Origin of the sequence: Eudoraea sp. (assembly GCF_049665975.1) — a bacterium.
Lineage (GTDB): Bacteria > Bacteroidota > Bacteroidia > Flavobacteriales > Flavobacteriaceae > Eudoraea.
The window spans coordinates 1-4,696 of record NZ_JBATGR010000129.1 but is presented as its reverse complement, the minus strand read 5'-3'; the positions used below and the strand labels follow the sequence as shown (position 1 = coordinate 4,696).

The 4,696-nt window shown below is 39.4% G+C and carries 2 protein-coding genes and 1 pseudogene; all 3 read right to left on the bottom strand.

The genetic code is table 11. The annotated features are described in order from the left end of the window. The coding region (locus tag WBN20_RS05125) for a CRTAC1 family protein (protein WP_424280945.1) at positions 1-1,850 on the bottom strand (1,850 nt) is incomplete at its 3' end. A 107-nt stretch (positions 1,851-1,957) separates the two neighbouring features. Next, the gene (locus tag WBN20_RS05120) at positions 1,958-3,733 is read right to left on the bottom strand and encodes a RagB/SusD family nutrient uptake outer membrane protein (protein WP_424280944.1); all 1,776 of its coding nucleotides are present in this window, start codon (positions 3,731-3,733) and stop codon (positions 1,958-1,960) included. Positions 3,734-3,774: 41 nt separating this feature from the next. Then, positions 3,775-4,696: pseudogene (locus WBN20_RS05115) on the bottom strand (SusC/RagA family TonB-linked outer membrane protein); the annotation flags it as partial.

Here is a 4,696-nt window from a genome sequence, read left to right as displayed (position 1 = left end):
AAGGAATCCTTTTTTAAAGCTGGTTCCAGCAATTGAGGATCATAAGTTATATTTAGTAATTTGTCTGTTACCAGAGTTTGTTGTTTTTGAACTCCACCACCGGGCCAGATAATTTTTATAGAATCTACAGATGATTTATTTCCAAGCCCAAAATGAAATACACTTTCTGGTTTGGAGAGATAGCCTCGTCCTGAAATTAAAGACTGCTTCTGACTCATTCCATCGGAATAAATTTCTACTACACTTCCATAAGCGGCAGGATTTTTATCAGAACCTTTTAATTTGACCCTTAAATAATGGCTATCCGGATTTATCTGAGAAAGCCTGTTTTCCATAAGCAGAACGGGATCATTAATATTATTGATCACAAGATCTAAATCCCCGTCATTATCCAGATCTCCATAAGCCGCCCCATTGGAATAGGTACCAAAGTTAAGCCCCCAGGAATCGGTAACATCCTCAAAATTTAAATCTCCAGTATTTCGGAACATGAAATTTGGAATTTTTATCTCTGGAATGGCGGCTATTAGTTTTTCCTTGCTAACCAGTCTGCTGGCTGTGATACGGAAATCCCCGAAATCTCTGTCGGTCACATCTTTTGGAAATCCATTAGTAATAAAAAGATCCTGCCAGCCGTCATTATCGTAATCGGCAAAAAGTGGTGCCCAACTCCAATCCGTTTCCTGGATTCCGGCAAACATACCCGTGTCTCCAAATATTGGAAGACCTGTTTCCGGATTTATACCAAGATTTAGTTGTAGTGTGTTTCTGGTATATTGCGATGCGTAGTTATACTTTTTAGTAAAAATTTCTTTCTGATAACTGCTGGGTCCCTGGAATAACTTCTTTCGTTTATTGTAATAGGGCTGCATCTCGGATGTAAAAATATCCATATGCCCGTTATTGTTTATATCCACAATATCGCTACCCATGGAAGAAAGGCTAAAGTGTTTAAATATATCCCCGGCCCGGTTGGTGTACGTCCCATCCTGATTATTGATATAAATAAGATCATTACTCAGGAAATCATTGGCCACGTAAATGTCCATCCAGCCATCTTCATTGAAATCGTGAATTAGAGTACTATGACTATATCCGTGAAAGCGAATTCCGGCTTCTTCTGATACGTCTTTAAATACCGGGTGAGCCCCATTTTCATCCCAGTCATTTTTATACAGCCTGTCCCGGCTAAGGGATGTACCATCGTCTTCTAATGGACTAAACTGGCTTGGATTTATTCCTTCAATCCTGTTCACTCCAATAAAAAGATCCAGGTCACCATCGTTATCATAGTCAAAAAATTGAGCATGTGAAGAGTAGGTGGTATCTGCAATTCCGTAATCCTCAGCCATTTCTTTAAATAGGGGAGTACCATTATCATTATTACCCTGATTGATGTACAGGAGGTTCCTCCTTCTGTCCGGATTTTTGTAAAAAGTGTTACAAATATAAATATCCTGTTTCCCGTCAAGATTAATATCTATTATAGATACGCCTGAGGACCATAGCAGAGAATCTGGTTTATTTATTCCGGCATCTGCGGAGATATCAATAAATTTTAATTGTCCTTTATTGAGGAACAACTTATTATCTACCTGATTGCCAGTGAGGAAAATATCGTCTAATCCGTCACCATCCAGGTCTCCCAGTGCCACACCTGAGCCATTGTAGACAAATTCATTATCAAGGATATTAATAGAATCATTTTCGCTCAATTGATTGGTAAAATTCAGTCCGGAATTTTGAGGTGAAACACTTTGGAAAAGAACCGTATTTTTTTCAGAGTTATCGCAGCCTGCAATTAGCATTAGCAGTAAACCTATAGCTGCTATAACAGTTTTTAGTTTCATAGGACCTGTATTTTAAATCAACATACAAAAATGCAAGAACCCTGGCACATGAACAAATAAAAAGGCCGCTTTTCAGCGGCCTTTTAAAATTTATATATTCAATAGTATTAGTACCCGGGATTCTGAGCTAAAATATCAGATCCTTGAATATCTCTTTGTGCTTGTGGAATAGGGTATAATTCACTTTTACCGGCAGTAAAGCTTGCACCACCAAATTTGGTAACAAGGAACTGTCCTTCATAAGCTAAATACGTATTTAATGTTTCAGCAGCTATTCCCCATCGTACTAAGTCAAAGAATCTGTGACCTTCTCCGGAGAGCTCAAGTTTTCTTTCGAAACGAACTGCAGTTCTTGCAGCGTCCTGAGAAGCAAAGTCTGCAGCAACATATTCAGAAATATTGTAGTTAGCGGCATCTGTACCATCAGGATTTTTAACCCAATGCTCTGAAAGCGCAGCTCTACGGCGTACCTGGTTTACATAGTCTAATGCCTTTGTTAGTGATCCTGCTTCAACTTCAGCTTCAGCAGCCATCAGTAATACATCTGCATAACGAATAATGGTATAATTCATAGTAGCATAACCACGAGTCCAGGAACTACCATCTGTGAATGTGTTCTCCTGTGATTTGTAGTAGATGTATTTCTTCGGAGAATAAGGCCCTGCATAAGGGAAACTTCTAATCCAGGCAGAACCGGGATGAGCTATCCAATCTAAATAAGGTATGGATTTTCTTCCAATTGAATGATCAATCCTTGGATCTAACGGACCTGAATCCGGTACAAAAGTATCCTCATCATTTCCATCCACAATTACATGAAAGAATGAATTTTGCACGGCATTGGCCGGATCATTATAAGATTCGTCCAATAACGGTAAACCATTTGCTTGTGTTCTAAAAGCATTAGCTAAAGATAAACTTGGCTGAAAGAATCCACAGCAATTACCAGGACCGTCAGGACCTGTGTTATATGGATAATTTAAATCATCAAAAGCATTTGCGTTATTAACACTTCCCGTATTATTTGCAGATTCAACATCCATAACAGATTCTGCATGGTTGTCATTTTCAGCATTATAAATTTGCGCGTAATCATCTAATAATGCATATGCTAAACCATTAGATGTTACTCCATTGGCAATTACATCATCAAACCAGGTTATAGCCTCGCTAAACTTCCCTTGAAATAATTTGGCTTTGCCCATATACGCTGCTGCAGCCCATTTATTTACCCTACCGGCATCTGTAACCGCAGGTAAATTATCATACGCATACTGGAAATCTGCTTCTATTTGTGCCCAGGCAGTCCCAGAATTTGGAATAAGAACAACTTCCTCTGATGGAATGGTTTCATCAAAAACCGGGATGCTACCAAAATGCTTCTGAAGATCAAAATAAAAATGACCGCGTAACATTCGGGCTTCACCACTAATTCTAGCTGCATCCGCTGCTATAAGAGCTTCGGGGTTAGCAGTAATCGTTGCAAGTACTCTGTTAGCTCTTGCAATACCTTCATAGCGTCCACGCCATAGGTTATTCAAATCCCCACTGGTAGGATCTGTTTCATAACGCTGTATAGGATTAATAGTCGAATAATCCCCGGCATCTGTTCCCTTATTGGCTTCTCCACCCATAATAGAACCCGTAACCCAATGGTTAGGACCTTCAAACCTGTTTCCAAATACTCCATTTAAGGCAGCATAGGTCCCAATAAGAAGGGCTTCAATACCATCTGCTGTTCCTAATTGGGCATCACCCAATGAGCCGGCAGGAGGTACTTCTAAAAATTCATCGCTACATGAGATGCCCAAAACCAGGGCGCACATGACGAAAATTCCAAATTGTTTAATCTTTTTAATTGCCATCATAACTTTTTTTTTCAAATATAATTAAAAATTTATCATAATATTTCATAATCAAGGTCTTAGAGTCCAATATTAACATTTATCAGATAAGATGGTGTTACAGGATAGTTACCCACATCAATACCAAAAGCGGTATCAACATCTCCACCAACAGCAGGGTCCAATCCGCTGTAGCCCGTTATGGTCCAAATGTTATTCGCAGAAATACCTAATTCAAATTTGCTAAGTGTATTGGAATTTTTAACCAGTTGGCTGAAAGAATACGTAAAAGCAAGTCTTTGTAGTCTTGCATAACTACCATCTTCTACATACCAGGAATTAGAAGCTCCACTAGTACTAAGATTAGAAGCACTTTCCCAGATAGGAGCAGCTGCGCTGTTACCCAATTCAGGCGTCCATGATTTAAATGCCGCAACACCTTTGGCAGAACCTTCAAAAGTACCAAAGAAATCTCTAAACCATTTGGATTGATTAAATATTTCCAAGCCAGTAGACCAGTTCCAGAACATCTCCATCCTTATATCCTTATATTTTAAATCTATGGTCGCTCCACCGCTGTAATTTGCTACAGGATCGCCAAGATAGGTCCTGTCATCTGGTGTAATTGCACCATCACCGTCTACATCCCTGTATTTAAATCTACCAACACCGGCTCCGTCCTGTGAAGGCGAGGAAGCAACATCTGCAGCACTTTCAAAGTAACCTATTACATCATAACCAAAAAAGGAAGATAATGGCTTTCCAACCTGGTTTCTTGTAGGAAATATTCCTCTAAAACCTGGTCCGTCTAAAAAGTCGATACCTGGTGCAAATTCCACCACTTCATTTTTAAGGAAGGTATTATTAACTGCAAATTCAAAAGTAAAATCTTCTGAAAAATTCCCTCTCCATACAACACGCAGGTCAATTCCTCGGTTAAGCATAGACCCAACGTTTCTCGATGGTGCACTGGCATAGTTACCCGTTACACCTGACAAAGGC